At 32.1% G+C, this 17,782-nt stretch carries 19 protein-coding genes; 14 read left to right on the plus strand and 5 right to left on the minus strand.

Annotated elements, in window-relative coordinates:
* The first annotated feature begins 13 nt into the window (after positions 1–13).
* From porX to WBG07_RS01365, 6 genes are all read left to right on the plus strand, one after another.
* Complete coding sequence (porX, locus tag WBG07_RS01340; protein ID WP_340198679.1) at positions 14–1,564, plus strand: T9SS response regulator signal transducer PorX; 1,551 nt, start codon at positions 14–16, stop codon at positions 1,562–1,564.
* Between the two features lies 1 nt (position 1,565).
* A complete protein-coding gene (gene tsaE, locus WBG07_RS01345; RefSeq protein WP_340198680.1) occupies positions 1,566–1,970 on the plus strand; it encodes a tRNA (adenosine(37)-N6)-threonylcarbamoyltransferase complex ATPase subunit type 1 TsaE in 405 nt (134 codons plus the stop codon).
* A gap of 432 nt (positions 1,971–2,402) precedes the next feature.
* On the plus strand, positions 2,403–2,561 hold the full coding sequence (locus WBG07_RS01350; protein ID WP_340198681.1) for a hypothetical protein: 159 nt from the start codon (positions 2,403–2,405) through the stop codon (positions 2,559–2,561).
* A gap of 163 nt (positions 2,562–2,724) precedes the next feature.
* Positions 2,725–3,075 (plus strand): hypothetical protein, encoded by a 351-nt coding sequence (locus tag WBG07_RS01355; RefSeq protein WP_340198682.1) that lies wholly within the window; start codon positions 2,725–2,727, stop codon positions 3,073–3,075.
* 14 nt (positions 3,076–3,089) lie between these two features.
* Positions 3,090–4,289 (plus strand): alanine dehydrogenase, encoded by a 1,200-nt coding sequence (locus WBG07_RS01360; protein WP_340198683.1) that lies wholly within the window; start codon positions 3,090–3,092, stop codon positions 4,287–4,289.
* Between the two features lie 6 nt (positions 4,290–4,295).
* Positions 4,296–4,649 (plus strand): DUF4258 domain-containing protein, encoded by a 354-nt coding sequence (locus WBG07_RS01365; RefSeq protein WP_340198684.1) that lies wholly within the window; start codon positions 4,296–4,298, stop codon positions 4,647–4,649.
* Positions 4,650–4,660: 11 nt separating this feature from the next.
* On the opposite strand, the gene WBG07_RS01370 is transcribed toward WBG07_RS01365, so the two are convergent.
* The gene (locus WBG07_RS01370) at positions 4,661–5,827 is read right to left on the minus strand and encodes a proline dehydrogenase family protein (RefSeq protein ID WP_340198685.1); all 1,167 of its coding nucleotides are present in this window, start codon (positions 5,825–5,827) and stop codon (positions 4,661–4,663) included.
* 92 nt (positions 5,828–5,919) lie between these two features.
* Between WBG07_RS01370 and aroB the strand changes: the two genes are divergently transcribed.
* From aroB to WBG07_RS01395, 5 genes are all read left to right on the plus strand, one after another.
* Complete coding sequence (gene aroB, locus WBG07_RS01375) at positions 5,920–6,993, plus strand: 3-dehydroquinate synthase (protein ID WP_340198686.1); 1,074 nt, start codon at positions 5,920–5,922, stop codon at positions 6,991–6,993.
* Between the two features lie 266 nt (positions 6,994–7,259).
* Positions 7,260–8,657, plus strand: coding sequence for an arginine decarboxylase (locus WBG07_RS01380; protein ID WP_340198687.1), 1,398 nt, complete (start codon positions 7,260–7,262; stop codon positions 8,655–8,657).
* Positions 8,650–9,525 carry an agmatinase gene (gene speB / locus WBG07_RS01385; RefSeq protein ID WP_340198688.1) on the plus strand — a complete coding sequence of 292 codons (876 nt, stop codon included), beginning with the start codon at positions 8,650–8,652 and terminating at the stop codon, positions 9,523–9,525. The genes WBG07_RS01380 and speB overlap by 8 nt, the downstream gene beginning before the upstream one ends.
* Positions 9,515–10,495 carry a deoxyhypusine synthase family protein gene (locus WBG07_RS01390; protein WP_340198689.1) on the plus strand — a complete coding sequence of 327 codons (981 nt, stop codon included), beginning with the start codon at positions 9,515–9,517 and terminating at the stop codon, positions 10,493–10,495. The genes speB and WBG07_RS01390 overlap by 11 nt, the downstream gene beginning before the upstream one ends.
* Before the next feature lie 73 nt (positions 10,496–10,568).
* Entirely contained in the window at positions 10,569–10,853 is a 285-nt protein-coding gene (locus WBG07_RS01395; protein WP_340198690.1) for a hypothetical protein, read from the plus strand.
* A 38-nt stretch (positions 10,854–10,891) separates the two neighbouring features.
* On the opposite strand, the gene WBG07_RS01400 is transcribed toward WBG07_RS01395, so the two are convergent.
* From WBG07_RS01400 to WBG07_RS01415, 4 genes are all read right to left on the minus strand, one after another.
* Positions 10,892–11,407, minus strand: coding sequence for a DinB family protein (locus WBG07_RS01400; RefSeq protein ID WP_340198691.1), 516 nt, complete (start codon positions 11,405–11,407; stop codon positions 10,892–10,894).
* Positions 11,408–11,416: 9 nt separating this feature from the next.
* Positions 11,417–14,005, minus strand: coding sequence for a phosphoenolpyruvate carboxylase (locus WBG07_RS01405; protein ID WP_340198692.1), 2,589 nt, complete (start codon positions 14,003–14,005; stop codon positions 11,417–11,419).
* A gap of 77 nt (positions 14,006–14,082) precedes the next feature.
* Positions 14,083–14,562 (minus strand): Lrp/AsnC family transcriptional regulator, encoded by a 480-nt coding sequence (locus WBG07_RS01410; protein WP_340198693.1) that lies wholly within the window; start codon positions 14,560–14,562, stop codon positions 14,083–14,085.
* Between the two features lie 95 nt (positions 14,563–14,657).
* Positions 14,658–15,794 carry a M14 family metallopeptidase gene (locus WBG07_RS01415; RefSeq protein WP_340198694.1) on the minus strand — a complete coding sequence of 379 codons (1,137 nt, stop codon included), beginning with the start codon at positions 15,792–15,794 and terminating at the stop codon, positions 14,658–14,660.
* 289 nt (positions 15,795–16,083) lie between these two features.
* Between WBG07_RS01415 and WBG07_RS01420 the strand changes: the two genes are divergently transcribed.
* The 3 genes from WBG07_RS01420 to WBG07_RS01430 are packed head-to-tail and all read left to right on the plus strand — an operon-like array spanning position 16,084 to position 17,746.
* Positions 16,084–16,530, plus strand: coding sequence for a helix-turn-helix transcriptional regulator (locus WBG07_RS01420; protein ID WP_413788811.1), 447 nt, complete (start codon positions 16,084–16,086; stop codon positions 16,528–16,530).
* Between the two features lie 27 nt (positions 16,531–16,557).
* Positions 16,558–16,935, plus strand: a complete 378-nt coding sequence (locus WBG07_RS01425; RefSeq protein ID WP_340198696.1) for a hypothetical protein — start codon at positions 16,558–16,560, stop codon at positions 16,933–16,935.
* 1 nt (position 16,936) lies between these two features.
* Positions 16,937–17,746, plus strand: a complete 810-nt coding sequence (locus WBG07_RS01430) for a TerC family protein (RefSeq protein WP_340198697.1) — start codon at positions 16,937–16,939, stop codon at positions 17,744–17,746.
* Positions 17,747–17,782: the final 36 nt, after the last annotated feature.

Consider the following 17,782-nt stretch of genomic DNA (forward strand, 5'->3'; position numbering starts at 1 on the left):
CAAATATACATATATGAATAAGATTAAAATACTATGGGTAGATGATGAAATTGAATTACTCAAACCACATATTCTTTTCCTTAAAAATAAGAACTATGAGGTAACTAAAAGCCTAAGCGGAACAGAAGCTATTGAGATGGTTAAAGAAACTAATTTTGATATTGTTTTTCTTGATGAAAATATGCCAGGCCTTACCGGGTTAGAAACATTAACAGAATTAAAAGCACTTCAACCTAGTATTCCTGTTGTAATGATTACTAAAAGTGAAGAAGAATACATTATGGATGAGGCTATTGGTTCTAAAATAGCAGATTATCTAATCAAGCCCGTAAACCCAAATCAAATTCTATTAAGTCTTAAAAAAAGCCTTGATCATTCAAGACTTATTACAGAAAAAACTACTTCCAACTATCAACAGGAGTTTAGAAAAATAGCAATGGACATGGCTATGGTGAATTCTTTTGAAGAATGGGCAGAACTTTATCAAAAACTAATCTATTGGGAACTTGAACTTGAAGAAATAGAAGATTCCGGCATGTTTGAGATACTAGAATCTCAAAAAACGGAAGCTAATAACCAATTTGGAAAGTTTGTGGACAAAAACTACGCAAAATGGTTTCAAGATGGAGAAGAAAGCCCCGTTATGTCACACACGCTATTTAGAGAGCTATTAGTGCCTGAATTAGAAAAAGACAGACCTACATTATTTGTGGTAGTTGACAATTTAAGATATGATCAATGGAAAGCTTTTGAAAGCACAGTAGTCACTTATTATAAAAAAATAAAAGAAGTTCCTTACTACAGTATACTCCCAACGGCAACCCAATATGCAAGAAATGCTATTTTTTCTGGGTTAACGCCCGTTGATATGGAAAAATTATATCCAAAATTCTGGAAGAATGATACTGATGAAGGTGGAAAGAATTTACATGAAGACGACTTTTTAAATGAACAGATAAGAAGACTTGGTCTAGATTTAAAATGGGAATACCACAAGATCTCAAGCCTTAAAGCGGGGAAAAGACTCGCTGAAAATTTCAGATCTCTTAAAAATAATGACCTTACCGTGATTGTCTATAATTTTGTAGATATGCTCTCACATTCAAAAACTGAAATGGAAGTTGTGAAGGAATTAGCTTCTAATGACAAAGCATACCGATCATTAACGCAAAGTTGGTTTAAGAATTCTCCTCTTTTAGATATGATACAACAGGCACAACAAATGGGATTTAAATTAGTAATAACCACAGACCATGGTACTATTAATGTGAAAAACCCGTCTAAAGTTGTGGGTGACAAGGAAACCAGTTTAAATCTTAGGTATAAAACAGGTAAAAGCCTTACCTATGATACTAAAGATGTCTTAGCTGCTAAAAATCCTAAAGACATAAGACTACCCTCTATTAATATGAGTAGTTCATTCATTTTTGCAAAAGGAGATTTATTTTTTGCATATCCAAATAATTATAATCATTATGTAAGCTACTATAGAAACACTTATCAGCATGGAGGAGTTTCATTAGAAGAAATGATTATCCCATATGTTGTATTAGAACCAAAATAGAATGACCTTACAATATAGCTTAGAACAATTAGATAATATTGCTACTATTATTTTAGAGAACACAGCACATAAAACAATTCTTTTCTATGGCCAAATGGGTTCTGGAAAAACAACTTTAATAAAAGCATTGGTAAAGACATTAGGAGTTGTGCATGAAGCTACGAGTCCTACTTTTAGTTTAGTTAACGAGTATCAAAATTCTGAAAGTAAAATTTTTCATTTTGATCTTTATAGAATTCAGAGCCTAGAGGAAGCTTTAGATTTTGGGATTGACGAATACTTAGATCAAAATGCTTGGATATTTATAGAATGGCCGGAAAAAATTGAACCTCTATTGTCTGGCAAAGAAACTAAAGTAACCCTTGAACAATTACCTTATAATAAGCGTAATTTACAGCTTACTTAGTAGTAATTACTTTTTAGGTATTCTATCTCAGAAGGAAAAAATTACCTTTTAACGAATATTCAAGCATATGATCCAAATTTTCTGAATTCTTTAGACTAAAAAAATAAATCAGACGTTGGTGAATAGAATAATAATAAGAAAATATTAATTTAAACTCATAATTAGATCATCTATTTTGGCTCTTTTTAAACTATAAAACAATGGTTTAAAATTTTGATTTTTAGGTATACTTTAAAGTATAAAATAACTCTAAAATTACTAAAATCACTCTGTATAAAAGAGGTTTCTAAAATTTTTTAATTATCTTAAACCCGTGATTTTTTCGATGAAGTGCTTGAAAAAATCGTTAAAGATACAATAAAAGTATTTTATTTACGCTTTTTTTTTTTGTGTACGTTTGTATCATCGGTAACCAAAAAAAATATAAGCATCATGAATACCAGAAAATTTTTATTAGCCCTCGCATTTGCAGCAACCACTTTATTTGTATCTTGTAGCCCTAACAGTGTTTCAGATGAAGATGACCTCTACAACGGAAAACAAGGAATTGAAAAGTCTAGGATCAAAGGTCCAGCATCGGCCGCGGGTTAAATCTATTTTAATTAAAGATACTATAATCGTTATATTAATAGCGATTTCACCATACATATTTTATTTTTATAAAAGTTTCCCAGACACTAAGGTTTGGGAAACTTTTTTGTTTACTTATGAAAGTCAATTTTACGATAGCGTTTACATTGCCATGTGGACCTACATGCAAAAATTAGTTCCTTTTCTTTTATTGTTGATCTGGTTTTTTACTAATAAACATTGGTGGTATCACATCATTCTTGTTCCTATTATCATGTATGCCTTTCAGATTTTTGGTACGTTTAGTACTGAAACAGGAATCATAGATGATGTAGAAATTTACTATTTATTTCCTATAATGATGATCATTATACCTTTTGTATATTGGATTAGACTTAGACTTTTTGACAAACTAGTTTATGGTATAGATCTTAAAGAGATTGAAAGGGAACTAGATGAGTATAAAGAAAAGGAAAGAGCAGAAAAAAAACGTAGAGAAGAAGAAAGAAAGAAACGCTTATCAGACATTCACTAAATATCCTTATCTAAATGAGTGAATCTTTATCGCCATTTACTCGGCAACAATTGCTCCCACAAGAAGAAATGCTCGAAGTTTTGCGGAGAAAGGGAGAGCTTTTTATAGGAATTCCAAAAGAGACTGCTTACCAAGAGAATCGTGTATGTTTAACACCAGATGCAGTAAATGCGTTAACTTCAAATGGACATCGCGTTCTAATTGAGTCAAAAGCTGGTAAAGGCGCTAATTTTTCAGATAAAGAATATAGTGAAGCTGGGGCAGAAATTACAAACGACAAAGAAAAAGTATTCTCCTGCCCTATTCTTCTAAAAATAGAACCACCATCTGCAGAAGAAATCAAACTGATTAACTTTAAAACGATTCTGATATCTGCATTACAGATTAAAACACAAAATAAAAAGTACTTTGAAGAATTAGCCAAGAAAAGAATTACTGCCATTGCTTTTGAATATATTAAAGACGAAGATGGAAATTACCCAGCAGTTCGTGCTTTAAGTGAAATAGCTGGTACGGCATCCATACTTATTGCTTCTGAATTAATGACAAATTCTCAAAGTGGCAATGGCCTTCTATTTGGTAATATCACAGGTGTCCCACCTGTAGAAGTAGTTATTTTAGGAGCAGGTACTGTTGGTGAATTTGCCGCAAGATCTGCTTTAGGATTGGGAGCCAGAGTTAAAGTATTTGACAATTCAATTTCACGTTTGCGACAAATTCAAATAAATCTTGGAACGCCGCTTTATACATCTACCCTGCAACCAAAGACACTGGTAAAATCTTTAAGAAGATGTGATGTTCTTATTGGTGCAATTAGAGGTAAAGATCGTTCTCCCATCGTTATTTCAGAAACAATGGTAGAAAACATGAAAAATGGAGCTATTTTAATAGACGTAAGTATTGATATGGGTGGGTGTATTGAAACTAGTGAAGTAACTTCTCATGGAAAACCAACTTTTGAAAAACATGGTGTAATTCATTACTGCGTGCCCAATATTCCTTCCAGATATGCAAGAACAGCATCTGTTTCTATTAGCAATATATTCACTCCGTATCTGCTGAAAATTGGAGAGGATGGGGGGCTTGAAAATTCTTTACGTTTTGATCGTGGACTTAGAAGCGGTATTTATTTCTATCATGGAATTCTAACTAGCAAATCTGTTGCAGAATGGTATGATCTCTCTTATAACGATATTAATCTTCTTATTTTTTAAAAGTACATGGGCTTATTAAAACGAGTTGGTTTTTATTTAGGAGGTTTTGCCATTGGTCTTGTCATTATTACTTTTATTTTCAAAGGTAAGGATACAGAGTTTTGTTATTCTCCAAACTGTAGGGTTCTTAAAAATATCCGGAGTAAAAAAATTGATTACATAAAAGAAACTAGTAAGGATTCTACTGCTATTTCCACTATCCTAAAGGAAGGCGATGTAATTTTTTCCAAAAGCAATACAGACACTCAAGCTTGCAAGACGTACGTTATTGAGGGAAAAATCAGTAATACTGAAATGGAAATCTCTATAAAAAATTGTGACAGCATTGCTACTGTACAGTACTACCGAAAAGTTAATTAATATTTCTGTGTTTACTTTTTTCTTCGTTCCAATTCTTGATTAAGAAGTTTTAACTCTCTTCCCGTTTGTCCAGATACCGAAGTGTTTTCTTCTGCTCTTCTAATTAGATAAGGAATCACCTCTTTTACAGGGCCAAAAGGTAATAATTTAGCAACGTTATATCCTTGTTTTGATAAATTATAGGTAATCTGGTCACTCATACCAAACAACTGTCCAAACCAAATATTATGATGGTTTCTTGATAATTTCTTCTGGTTCATAAGTTCCAAAGTTAAATAGGTGCTTGGCTCATTATGCGAGCCAACGAAAACGCTAAAAATATCAAGTCTATCCATCAAATAGATTAAAACCTCATTAAAATTGCGATCTGTAAATTTTTTACTTTCACAAATTGGAGTCTTGTAATGCATTTCTGCAGCGCGCTCATTTTCTTTCTCCATATAAGCTCCACGAACTATTTTTACCCCAATCTTAAAATTATCTTTTCTTGCTTTTCGCTCAAGATCTTTTACGTACTCAAGCCGATCCCATCTGTAACATTGAATCGTATTATATATACAAGTATGTTTCTTATTGTAAAGCCTCATCATTCTTTCAACCAAATCATCCGCAGCGTTTTGCATCCAACTTTCTTCAGCATCAATAAGAATTGGAACGCCTGTTTGAAAAGCATGGCTGCAAATGCGATTAAAACGTTTTTCAATACGCTCCCATTCTGCCTCTTCAGAAGAAGTAAGCTGTTTTTTTTCAGTAATCTTCTGCCAAATTTTAAACCTACCTAATGCTGTAGGCTTCATTACAGCAAATGAAACTCCTTCATTTTTTTTGGCAAAATCAATTAAAGTAATTTTTTTATTCATGACTGCGTCAAAATCAGCTTCCTCTTCTTTTGCCTCAACTGAATAATCTAAGATAGCAGTCACTCCTATTTCGGATAGTTTTTCTATAATAGGTATACATTCTTTTTCGTTAGTACCTCCACAAAACTGTTTAAAAATAGTTTTTTTGATCAATCCTTTTACCGGCAGTCTAAACCTAAGAGCTGCCATAGTAAACCAAGTACCTATTTTGACTAAAGTAGGATTCTCAATTACCTTAAACATGAAACGCGCTTTCTTCAATTCAAGATCAGACTTCAAAGAAAAAGCAACTTTCGTATTCTCAAATATTTTTTCCATCAAAAACTTCTGTAAGATGTACAAATATAATTATAGATTCTATAAATATTTTGTGAATTTCTTGTTAATTTGCCGTCTCTAATTGTAAAGCGATGATGCTAGAAACTATACAAGCCAAAGGGTGCCAAATATTTTTTAATTCAATTGATTACAAGGAAATTAATGCTCACATTACCAATGAGATGTATTCTATGATTTTTATTTTGGTAGATGAAAATACACATCAACATTGTCTGCCAGATTTTCTTGCCAATCTACAAACAGAATTACCTATTGAGATTATTGAAATTGAAGCTGGTGAAATTCATAAAACATTAGAAACCTGTGAGGGTGTTTGGAAGACTTTATCTGATCTTGGGGCAGACAGAAAAAGTCTTCTAATAAATATTGGTGGCGGAGTTGTAACAGATCTCGGTGGTTTTGTTGCAGCAACTTTTATGCGTGGGATACGTTTTATCAATATCCCTACCTCCTTATTAGCAATGGTAGATGCTTCAATTGGTGGAAAAACAGGAGTAGATTTAGGTGCTTTAAAAAATCAAGTAGGTGTCATTAGTCTTCCAGAAATGGTTTTCATCAACTCTTCATTTCTTAAAACACTGCCAGAAATTCAACTGCGAAGCGGATTAGCTGAAATGTTGAAACATGGGCTTATCTTTAGCGAATCTCATTGGAATAAGCTTAAAGATATAGAAGAGCTTAGTCCTGCTCAAATGGAAGCTCTAATACATGAATCTGTAATTATTAAAAATACCATTGTTACCAAAGACCCTACAGAAAAAGGACTCCGTAAAATTCTAAATTACGGTCATACCCTAGGGCATGCAATTGAATCCTACTTTTTGAAAAGTGATTCTTTAACAACACTCTTACATGGTGAAGCTATTGCGATTGGAATGATTTTAGAATCTTTTATTTCACACAAGATTCATAATTTACATTTTGAAGATTTGGTAAGAATCAAATCACAAATACTAAAGTATTTTGGGAAAGTCAAGTTTGATGAGAATGATATAAATGAAATTATTAAACTACTTAAATTTGATAAAAAAAACACTTTTGGAGAAATTAATTTTGTTCTTTTAGATACCATTGCAAGTACAAAAACAGACTGCAAGGTTTCAAATGAATTAATTAAAGAATCTTTCTCTTTTTACGCTGAATAATTTTTCATATTTGTATTTGAATAATGAATAACTTTACCATATTCAATTGGGAAACAATGAAAATTTTCTTTTGTGACATGTTCTTGTTATCGCTTAAAAAAGATAAGTTTTGTTATAGTAGATTCTACTGCATGTTGCAACAACAAAAATTCCCATATTCTATACCATCATCTAAATATTGTTTTTACTATTTGATCAACATAAGAATTTGATATTCCAATGTTAATTAATGAGTAAATAATTCTAACTAAGAAAACCCTATCTTAATGAAAACCAAATATTTAGATCTAATAGATCAAACTTACTATTTCCCACAAGAGGAATTCTGTGTAGAAGAAAACTCTCTGAAATTTCACGATATTAATTTAATGGATTTAGTGGAAAAATATGGTACACCTTTAAAGTTCACCTATCTCCCACAAATTTCAAATAATATTAATAAAGCGAAAACCTGGTTTAACAAAGCCTTTTCAACTCATAATTATCAAGGTACGTACCATTATTGCTATTGTACCAAAAGTTCTCATTTTGAATATGTTATGAATGAAGCTTTAAAAAATGATATCCATATAGAAACCTCTTCTGCATTTGATATTGATATTGTTAACATGCTTAAATCAAAGGGAAAACTCACTAATAACCATTACATAATATGCAATGGTTTTAAACGAGAAAAGTATATTCAGAACATTTCAGAACTCATTAACTCTGGTCATGACAGATGTATTCCGATTATAGATAATTACGAAGAATTACACTTATTAACTGAGGCTACAGAGCAAGCAATTAATGTAGGCATTAGAATCGCATCAGAAGAAGAACCCAAGTTTGAATTCTATACCAGTAGACTAGGGATCGGTTATAAAAACATAGTTCCCTTTTACAATCGAGAAATAAAAAACAACCCTTCGGTATCCTTAAAAATGCTTCATTTTTTTATAAATACAGGCATTCGAGATAACGCCTATTATTGGAATGAATTACAAAAATGTTTACAGGTTTATGTGCAATTAAAGAAAATTTGCCCTACCTTGAATAGCCTTAATATAGGTGGGGGGTTTCCTATAAAAAATTCGCTTGCCTTTGATTACGATTATGAATATATGATTAATGAAATAGTAAATCAGATTAAGCTTACCTGCCAAGAAGCAGAAATTGATGTTCCTGATATTTTTACCGAATTTGGTAGCTTTACAGTAGGGGAAAGTGGAGGTGCTATTTATGAAGTATTATATCAAAAGCAACAAAATGATCGGGAAAAATGGAATATGATTAATTCATCGTTTATAACCACTTTACCAGACACCTGGGCAATAAATAAAAGATTTATTATGTTAGCTGTAAATAGATGGAATGAAGAATATGAAAGAGTACTTCTTGGGGGATTAACTTGTGATAGTGATGACTATTACAATAGCGAACAAAATTTAAATGCTATATATCTGCCAAAATACAGTAAAACCAAACCACTGTACATAGGTTTTTTTAATACAGGTGCCTATCAAGAAACTATAGGGGGTTTTGGGGGGTTACAGCATTGTTTAATTCCAAATCCAAAACATATTATAATTAATAAAAATGAAAATGGTGACATTACCACTAAAGAGTTTTCACAACAACAAACAGCAAAACAAATGCTTAAAATCTTAGGTTATCATGAATAAAAAAAATTATGCAGGAATTCCTGAAAAATACACTCGCCTTGATGATGCAAGAGTTGTATTGATTCCTGTTCCCTATGACGGAACAAGTACTTGGCAAAAAGGAGCCGATAAAGGCCCAGAAGCTTTTCTTAATGCTTCTGATAATATGGAACTTTTTGATATTGAAACCCGATCTGAACCCTATAAAAAAGGAATATATCTTGCCCCTACTGTGAACGAAAATAGTAGTCCTGAGAAAATGGTAGATACAGTGTACAAAACCACAAAAAACTATATCAATCAAGAAAAATTTGTTACTGTTTTTGGTGGTGAACACTCGGTTTCAATTGGTACGATTAGGGCATTTAATGAATGTTTTGAAGATTTAACCGTTGTGCAAATAGATGCACACGCAGATTTAAGAGAATCTTATGAAGGTTCTAAATGCAATCATGCTTGTGCAGTTCATGAAGCAAGTAAAAACACAAACCTTATTCAGGTTGGGATAAGAAGTATGGATATTAGTGAACTTGATCATATGGATGAAAATCAAGTTTATTTTGCCAATGACATGGTTATAAATGATGAATGGATAGAAGATGCCATAGGGCAAATGACACCCAATGTATTCTTAACCATAGACTTGGATGCATTTGATCCATCCATCCTCCCTTCTACCGGAACCCCAGAACCAGGTGGACTCTTATGGTACGAAACATTAGAATTTATAAAAGAGATTTTTCAGAAAAAAAATGTAGTAGGTTTTGATATCATGGAACTTTGTCCAAATCCTACAGAGAAATCTTCTGATTTTCTTGCGGCAAAGCTTTATTACAAAATGCTTGCTTATAAATTCAAATATGAAAACGGTTCTAAAGATGAAGAATAGCGAAAAAGGAACTATTTCCGAATTCATTGAAAAATACTTCTTGCATTTTAATGCCGCAACCTTAGTAGATGCAGCTAAGGCATATGATGATCAATTGACAGCCGGTGCTAAAATGATGGTTACCCTAGCCGGTGCTATGAGTACTGCCGAACTTGGAAAAATTTTCGCTGAAATGATTCGACAAGACAAAGTACATATTATTTCTTGTACGGGAGCAAATCTTGAAGAAGACATAATGAATCTGGTAGCACACTCACATTATAGAAGAGTGCCAAACTATAGAGACCTTACACCAGAACAGGAGTGGGAATTATTAGAAAAAGGACTCAACAGGGTAACAGATACTTGCATTCCTGAGGAAGAAGCTTTTAGGCGACTTCAAAAACATATTTACAACATCTGGAAAGAAGCAGATGCTAACGGAGATAGGTATCTACCCCATGAATATATGTATAAATTACTTTTAAGTGGTGTTTTAGAAGAATATTATGAAATAGACCTGAAAGATTCATGGATGTATGCTGCAGCAGAAAAAAATCTACCCATTATTGTGCCAGGATGGGAAGATAGCACCATGGGAAATATTTTTGCTTCCTATGTGATTAAAGGTGAATTAAAAGCAAGCACCGTAAAAAGTGGTATTGAGTATATGACGTTCTTAGCAGACTGGTACACTAAAAATTCTGTAAATGGAATTGGTTTTTTCCAAATAGGAGGCGGAATAGCAGGAGATTTTCCTATTTGTGTGGTTCCTATGTTATATCAGGATATGGAAATGCCAGAAACTCCTTTTTGGAGCTATTTTTGCCAGATTTCAGATTCAACCACAAGTTACGGGTCTTATTCAGGAGCAGTTCCTAATGAAAAAATAACATGGGGAAAACTTGATATTAATACCCCTAAATTTATTATTGAATCTGATGCAACTATAGTAGCACCTCTTATTTTTGCATACTTATTAAAAATGTAAAAAAAAATCATCATTCAATTTTAAATATGTACATTTTTAATTTATTTTAGAGTAGCCTATTAAGTCCTAAATTATGAAAAGAATTATTGTAGATTTTAAAAAACTGACGAATGAAATCCTTTCGCTCTTGGTAGAAAAGTATCCTGATGGGTATGATGATGATGATATTATTGAATTCAAAAATGCTCACAATGAAACTATAGAAGCTGTAGAGGTGAGAACAGATGATACTATTTATTTAGTTAAAGTAAGTACTAAACTTGCTTATACTATGGAAAATTTTGATGAAGATGATGAAGACGTAGACGAAAGTTCGGTAGACATTCCATCCGATCTTAAAATGGATGAAGATGACTAATATTATAAAAAAAGGGGATTGTTAACAATCCCCTTTTTTTATAAATAACGTTCTAAAAGTATTTGCTCATGATGTCTTTGATGCCCCGATATTAAAAAGCCTAGAGCTCTTACTGATATAATGTTTCCACTTGCCTTGCCCCTTCTCAATAAAGCTTCATCCGTCATAGCGCTAAATAAAGTGATGCTGCTGTTTCTTACCGATTTAAACTCTTCAATAAGATCTTTTTTACTTCTTAAAAATGCATTACTATTTGCTACATACTGGTCTTGTTCAAAACCGGAAAGATCTGTAGAATCATTTCTGGAAAAGCGCAATGCTCTGTATTGAAAAATACGTTCTGTATCTATTATGTGCAACAAAAGTTCTGCAATTGTCCACTTTCCATCTTCATATGCATACTTAAATTTATCTGCTGGGATGTTTTTCAGTAAATCAAAAAGATAGTCCTGCCTAGAATACAACTCTTCTACCAAATCTACCTCACCTAGAATCTCAAAATAAGGTTGATAATACAGATGATATTCATTAGATTTTAATTGAATTATATTCATTTAGCCAGATTAAGCAGAGTTTCTACTAGCATTAATATTTCCAAATAAAGATCGAGTTACAATTTTCTCATAAACTTCTAATTCTTTCTTATCAGGTGATTTTTGTTTGTTAATTTCTTGAATTCTTCTTAGAGCATATTGCTGAATGGTCAGAAGCGGTAGTACAATAGATTCACGAACTTTTATGGAAGCTCGCATTTCACGAGAATCTTCCATTAACTCTTCATATCCAGTTACTTTCAAGATCATTTCTTTACTTCTTTCATACTCCTCATAAATCAATTGCCAAAAAGCGCCAAACTCTTCATCATCTTTCATATAAGCCGTTAATTCAAAGAAAGACTTTGATAAGCTCATCATGCTGTTTTCTAGTAAGGTTTTAAAGAATGATGAATTTTTATAAAGAGTTTTAACCTTTTCCAGTTTTCCATCCGCTTCAAAAGTAGCAATAGCATGCCCCACACCATAAAAACCAGGTACATTTTGCTTGAGCTGACTCCAACTACCTACAAATGGAATCGCACGTAAATCTGAAAAAACAAGTTTATCAGATTTTCCTCTTTTAGAAGGACGACTTCCTATATTGGTTTTAGCATAGTACTTTAAGGTACTCATTCTTTCTAAGTAAGGAATAAACTTATCATGACTTTTGAAATCTGTATAAGCCTGATAACTTATATTTGCCAGTTTTTCCATGGTATCACGGTCTTCATCAGATAGCGTGCTATGCTTGTCATTTTTAAAAACCCTGTTACTAATACCCGAACTTAATAATTGTTCCAAATTATATCCTGAACTATCCAAAGTTCCAAAGTTTGAACTAATGGTTTGCCCTTGAATAGTAAGTTGTACTTCTTCATCTGAAATCGTAGATCCTAACGATGCATAAAATTGGTGTGTTTTTCCTCCTCCTCTGGCAGGTGGTCCACCTCGGCCATCAAAAAACATTACCTTAATATCATATTTTCTTGAAATAGCAGTTAATTCTTCCTTTGCTTTAAAAATACTCCAGTTAGCCATTAGGTATCCTCCATCTTTAGTACCATCTGAAAAACCTAACATAATAGTTTGTTTGTTCCCTCTTCTTTTCAAATGAGCTGCATATACTTCATTAGTATATAACTGTTCCATTACCCCATGAGCACCTTGCAAATCATTCACAGTTTCAAATAGAGGAATAACATCAACAGATGGTTCTTTCCAGTTACATAAGCGAATCATCGCAAAAGATTCCATCACATTAGTCATGGTTTGATTGTTACTTATAATGTATCGGTTACATCCTAATTCACCGTTGTTTTGTTGAATTACTTGCATCGCATAAATAGACTCCAGTGTTTTTCTGGTCATTTCGTCTTTGAAAATTTCTGGTTTTAATTTGCCTTTAACCTTACCTAGAGCTTCAATTTGCGCTTCATCTGATAAACTTTCATAGTTATCCGGGAAAATATCCAATCCCAATGCTCGTGTTTCTTTAACAATATTAGTAAGCACATGATGATGAACGCGCGAATCCTGCCTAATATCGAGACTGGCAAAATGAAATGCAAAAATTTTAACTTTATTAATAAGATCATTAACCTCATCTAAAAACAGAGATTGATGATCTTCAATAATCAAAGTTTTTATTTCATAAAGCTTCTCCAAAAATACTTCAGGAGTAATTACTGGTTTTTCAACTCCTCCATAAATGCTTTTATAAATATTAGCTTCTAGCTCTGAGATTAGTTTGTCTACTTTAACAAAGGTTATTCTTCGTTTTAGCTTTCTTATATCTCTATAGTAGTTCTTAAGAATAGTAATTCTCAATCTTTCTGCTACTTTTTTAGTGATTTCAGAAGTTACAAACGGATTTCCGTCTCTATCCCCTCCAGGCCAAAAACCAAGGTTAATGATTTGGTTCTGTAATTCTGTATCTTCAAAAATATTATTTTGGATATATGTAAAAATCTTACTGATTGTCTGATAAAATACATTTTCAAGATACCAAATTAAACTTACTGCTTCGTCATACGGTGTTGGCTTCTCCTTTTTAAAGAAAGGTGTCTTGCCTAATTGCGCTAGCAACTTTTTAATAAGAATAAGATCATTATTCTCAATAGCCAAAGCTAAATCTGTAATAATACCTAAAACAGGACCCGGATAAAATTGTGTTGGATGTGCAGTAAGAACAGGTCTTATCTTAAATGTTTTAAGATATTCTTTCAATTCATCTGTTTTATTCTTTGCTTCTGCCTCTTCCTTAATACTTCTTAAGGTACCTCTACCATCCAAATTATTGACAATTGGAAAAGCTGCATCTTCAATAGCATCAAATAAAACTACCTGCCGTTCAATATATTGAATAAATCTAAACAGCAAATCCTGTTTTTGATTCTCAGACGGATTGTCTTGATACTTTTCAAAAAAAGTGTCTATTATTTGTGTTGGGTTTTGTTTATCCTGATACCCTTTTTCACACATTTCACTAAATAAAGGAAGCAAAACACCCGTATTTGTTATAGTATCAAAAGGTAGCGTAATAAAAATGCTATTATAGATTTGATGTTTTGAAAGAACGTTTTCATTAAAACGTTCCATTTTTGGTTTACGTAACATTATTAATAAGTATTAGTCATAAAAAAACCCTTCCTAAATTACAAAGAAAGGGTTCATATTTGGTTATAGTAGAACCCTTAAAGTTCATTAAAAATTGAGTGCATCAAACGCTTCTTGTCATTAATACTCTCTTCTAGTGAAATCATTGTTTCTGTTCGAGAAACTCCGTCAATATCATCAATTCTAAATATGATATCCTTAGCATGTTTAGTGTCTTTTGCTCTAATCTTGCAAAAAATGTTAAACTTACCTGTAGTTATATGCGCTACAGTTATGTATGGAATCTCACTTAATCTTTCCAAAACAAATTTTGTCTGATGCGTTTTTTCTAAAAATATCCCCACATATGCTATGAAGGAATATCCCAACTTAATATAGTCTAATGTTAGAGAAGATCCTCTAATTATACCTGCGTCTTCCATTTTTTTAACACGAACATGAACGGTTCCTGCTGAAATTAATAATCTCTTTGCTATATCCGTAAATGGTGTACGGGTATTGTCTATTAACATGTCAAGAATTTGATGATCTACATCATCAAGTTTAAATTTTGCCATAGTTTGTTGTTTATTTAAAGAATACGCAAAAAAAACAAAAAAAAATGAATAATCCTGCATTAAACACCTTATATTTTATCAACAAATCATAATATTTAGTGATAATTCTTCAAAAATTCAAAAATCCAAGAATTATCTAAATCGTTAACGTAAATTGCATCTTTCTGATAATCAATGTAATTGAGTTTTTGGTGGGCAAGGTGATTTTTATAGGAGCCGATACCCCTTATTTCAGGTACAAAGATGACCTGATTTTTTGCTAAGACTTCCTTGTACTGAACGGCAATATCTTTTTTTGTAGTCTTATTCTTTTCTAATACCGTTACATTTTCTATAATAATATCAAAGAATCGTTTTTCATTCTCCGGAATATCGAAATATGCTTCTGTTTTATCTACTCCATTTTCATGATTAGAAATATAATCGAGAACAACTAGTAATGCTTTCCAGATAAATACTCGTGTCTTTTCACGCACATAATCTTCAGGGTAATGTCCTGCTTCAAACAAGATTGTAGGAGCCCCTAAAGATTGAAATGTATCTCCCACGCAATTGATATTAAATCCATCATCATACCTGCCAATCTGTCCAGGTATAATCAATTGCAAAGCTTCATTCATAACCACTATAAGTTCCATTGCTTTTTTTCTCGCAGGTGTAATTGTTTTTTCTAGGTTAGCAGATGGTGATAAAAAAGAGACCGTAGCAGGTTTAACTGTGCCTTTAGTATTGAAAATTGTACGTTGACCATGCAAATTGAAACAAAAATTTGGGTTTATTTCATTAAACGCCTCTCTAAGCGCTACACTCTCAGGTTGCGAAAGTTCTTGAGCGTCTCTATTAATATCTACTTTATTGGCGTTAACCCTAGTGTAAGCTTCACTACCATCTGGATTTAACATTGGAATAATATGCAGCTCACAATTACTCAATATTGAATCTGACAATTCACTCTCACTTTCCAAAAAGTTAAGAAGATCAAAAACTGCTTTTGTAGTTGTGGACTCATTTCCATGCATCTGAGACCACATCAAAATTCGTTTTTTACCTGTTCCGATTTTAATCTTCTCTATAGGATGTCCATTCACAGAGGAACCTATTTGTGTACGCTCAAATTGTTTAGGCAGCTTGTCAAGTAGGGTATTTATATGCGATGGCGCTATATATCTGCCAGTCAATTTTTGTTGTTTAAATAAAGAATGCTCCATAGGATTATTAATGATTAAAAACATAGTTTACAAATGTAACCTGATCAATGTTTACAAATGTAACTAACTTTTTTGCTTCATTTGTTTACATCTGCAAACTATTTGTTTTATGAAAATATACAATGTGAAAGTTGGTAGGTTTTTATTGGCTAATAAATCATTAATAATATTTAAATACCTTTATTTCAGGTGTATATGGTAGTTAATGTCAAGTTTTACTTTAATTTAATTTAATTTAATTTGACATCTGTTCTCTAATCTGGGTAGATTTTTATACATTTGTAAACAGTTGAAAGAGTTAATAGTATTTACAATGGTAAACAGTGATGAATTTTCAAAAAGACTTCAAGATATCATTGAATATTATGATTTATCTGCCTCTTCTTTCGCGGATAAAGTTGGGGTACAGCGCTCATCTATTTCTCATATTCTTTCAGGTAGAAACAAACCTAGTCTTGACTTTATTTTAAAAACCATAGATGCATTTCCTGAAGTTTCTCTTTATTGGTTACTTTTAAATAAAGGAGAATTTCCTTCTGCAGATTTCCAATCAATCCCTAAAGGAGAACAAAAAGAATATGCTGACACTACTCTATTTTCTCAAATAGAAAATGAAAAATTAGGAGATAAAAATCCAGTCAGCCAACAAAGTGACGTAAATCCAGTAAAGCATTTACAAACTACTTCTTCTAGAAATGAGGATATAGAACGCATTATAATATTTTTTAAAGACGGAAGTTTTAAAGATTATCATAATTGATTTTTGTATTTTTCGGAAAAAATGAAAATGAATAGATTTCAAGGGCTTTTTTTTATATGTATCCTTTTAACCTCTTGCTTTCAGCGCGAGCGTGATTGCGATGCATTTAAAACTGGTAAATTCTCTTTTTCATATACCTTAGATGGCAAAGATTATGTGGATACTTTTGCTAGGAAAGATAGTATTGAAATAAGTTATCGTAACGGTAGCGCAGATACTTCTTCCATTAGATGGATTAATAATTGTGAATTTATTGTTCGAAAGTTAAACCCTACTTCGGTTTCAGAAAAAAAAGCAGTGCATATTAAAATATTGTCTACTACAAAAGATTCTTATATTTTTGAATATAATATGGTGGGTGATCAAAAAAACAAACAAAAAGGAACTGCTGTAAAAATTGATTAATATGTTTGAAGTTTTTACAAGTGCAGATGCATGGGTTGCACTACTTACTCTCACTTTCCTAGAAATTGTTTTAGGTATAGATAATATTGTTTTTATCTCAATTGCTGCAAATAAATTACCTAAAGAACAACAAAAGAAAGCAACGAATATTGGTCTTTTATTGGCTATGGCACAACGTATTATTTTGTTGTTTGCTGTTTCCTTTTTAGTAGGACTTAAAAATCCGTTTTATTACATTGATAACTCATGGCTTCATATTGGAATTAGCGGTCAGGGTCTCATACTTTTTACAGGAGGATTATTTTTGATTTACAAAAGTACCTCAGAGATTCATGAAAAATTAGAGATTCCTGATTATGACGAAGATGAAATTAGAAGTAAAAATATCACTACCCTTCCCAAAGCCATAGTTCAAATAATTATTATAGATTTTATTTTTAGTATTGATTCTATTTTAACCGCCGTTGGTATGACTAATGGTATATCTGACAACCCTAATCATTCTTTAATTCTAATGATTACTGCGGTGGTAATTTCAATAATAGTAATGATGCTTTTTGCCAATCCGGTAAGAGAGTTTATAAATAAGCATCCTTCAGTACAACTCCTTGGTTTAGCATTTCTTATACTTATCGGCTTCATGCTAATAGCTGAATCTGCACATTTATCTCATGCGAGAATTTTTGAGCAGGAAGTAGGTGCCGTTCCAAAAGGCTATTTATATTTTGCAATTGCATTCTCGTTGTTAGTTGAATTTTTAAACATGCGTTTTAAGAAAAAAACAAATCTTCACAAGAATCAAAATTCATAAAAAATGCCCGTAAAGGGCATTGTTATTTTTTTCAGT

The organism is Ascidiimonas meishanensis, from assembly GCF_037782385.1.
GTDB lineage: Bacteria > Bacteroidota > Bacteroidia > Flavobacteriales > Flavobacteriaceae > Ascidiimonas > Ascidiimonas meishanensis.

Bases quoted from the DNA above. Each gene is read 5' to 3' on its own strand.
- WBG07_RS01370 (WP_340198685.1), bottom strand. From the start codon at position 5,827: ATGGAAAAAATATTTGAGAATACGAAAGTTGCTTTTTCTTTGAAGTCT.
- WBG07_RS01405 (WP_340198692.1), bottom strand. From the start codon at position 14,005: ATGTTACGTAAACCAAAAATGGAACGTTTTAATGAAAACGTTCTTTCA.
- WBG07_RS01400 (WP_340198691.1), bottom strand. From the start codon at position 11,407: ATGAATATAATTCAATTAAAATCTAATGAATATCATCTGTATTATCAA.
- WBG07_RS01350 (WP_340198681.1), top strand. From the start codon at position 2,403: ATGAATACCAGAAAATTTTTATTAGCCCTCGCATTTGCAGCAACCACT.
- WBG07_RS01410 (WP_340198693.1), bottom strand. From the start codon at position 14,562: ATGGCAAAATTTAAACTTGATGATGTAGATCATCAAATTCTTGACATG.
- WBG07_RS01380 (WP_340198687.1), top strand. From the start codon at position 7,260: ATGAAAACCAAATATTTAGATCTAATAGATCAAACTTACTATTTCCCA.
- porX (WP_340198679.1), top strand. From the start codon at position 14: ATGAATAAGATTAAAATACTATGGGTAGATGATGAAATTGAATTACTC.
- WBG07_RS01360 (WP_340198683.1), top strand. From the start codon at position 3,090: ATGAGTGAATCTTTATCGCCATTTACTCGGCAACAATTGCTCCCACAA.
- WBG07_RS01420 (WP_413788811.1), top strand. From the start codon at position 16,084: ATGGTAAACAGTGATGAATTTTCAAAAAGACTTCAAGATATCATTGAA.
- WBG07_RS01395 (WP_340198690.1), top strand. From the start codon at position 10,569: ATGAAAAGAATTATTGTAGATTTTAAAAAACTGACGAATGAAATCCTT.
- WBG07_RS01425 (WP_340198696.1), top strand. From the start codon at position 16,558: ATGAATAGATTTCAAGGGCTTTTTTTTATATGTATCCTTTTAACCTCT.
- WBG07_RS01390 (WP_340198689.1), top strand. From the start codon at position 9,515: ATGAAGAATAGCGAAAAAGGAACTATTTCCGAATTCATTGAAAAATAC.
- WBG07_RS01430 (WP_340198697.1), top strand. From the start codon at position 16,937: ATGTTTGAAGTTTTTACAAGTGCAGATGCATGGGTTGCACTACTTACT.
- WBG07_RS01365 (WP_340198684.1), top strand. From the start codon at position 4,296: ATGGGCTTATTAAAACGAGTTGGTTTTTATTTAGGAGGTTTTGCCATT.
- WBG07_RS01355 (WP_340198682.1), top strand. From the start codon at position 2,725: ATGCAAAAATTAGTTCCTTTTCTTTTATTGTTGATCTGGTTTTTTACT.
- aroB (WP_340198686.1), top strand. From the start codon at position 5,920: ATGATGCTAGAAACTATACAAGCCAAAGGGTGCCAAATATTTTTTAAT.
- speB (WP_340198688.1), top strand. From the start codon at position 8,650: ATGAATAAAAAAAATTATGCAGGAATTCCTGAAAAATACACTCGCCTT.
- tsaE (WP_340198680.1), top strand. From the start codon at position 1,566: ATGACCTTACAATATAGCTTAGAACAATTAGATAATATTGCTACTATT.
- WBG07_RS01415 (WP_340198694.1), bottom strand. From the start codon at position 15,794: ATGTTTTTAATCATTAATAATCCTATGGAGCATTCTTTATTTAAACAA.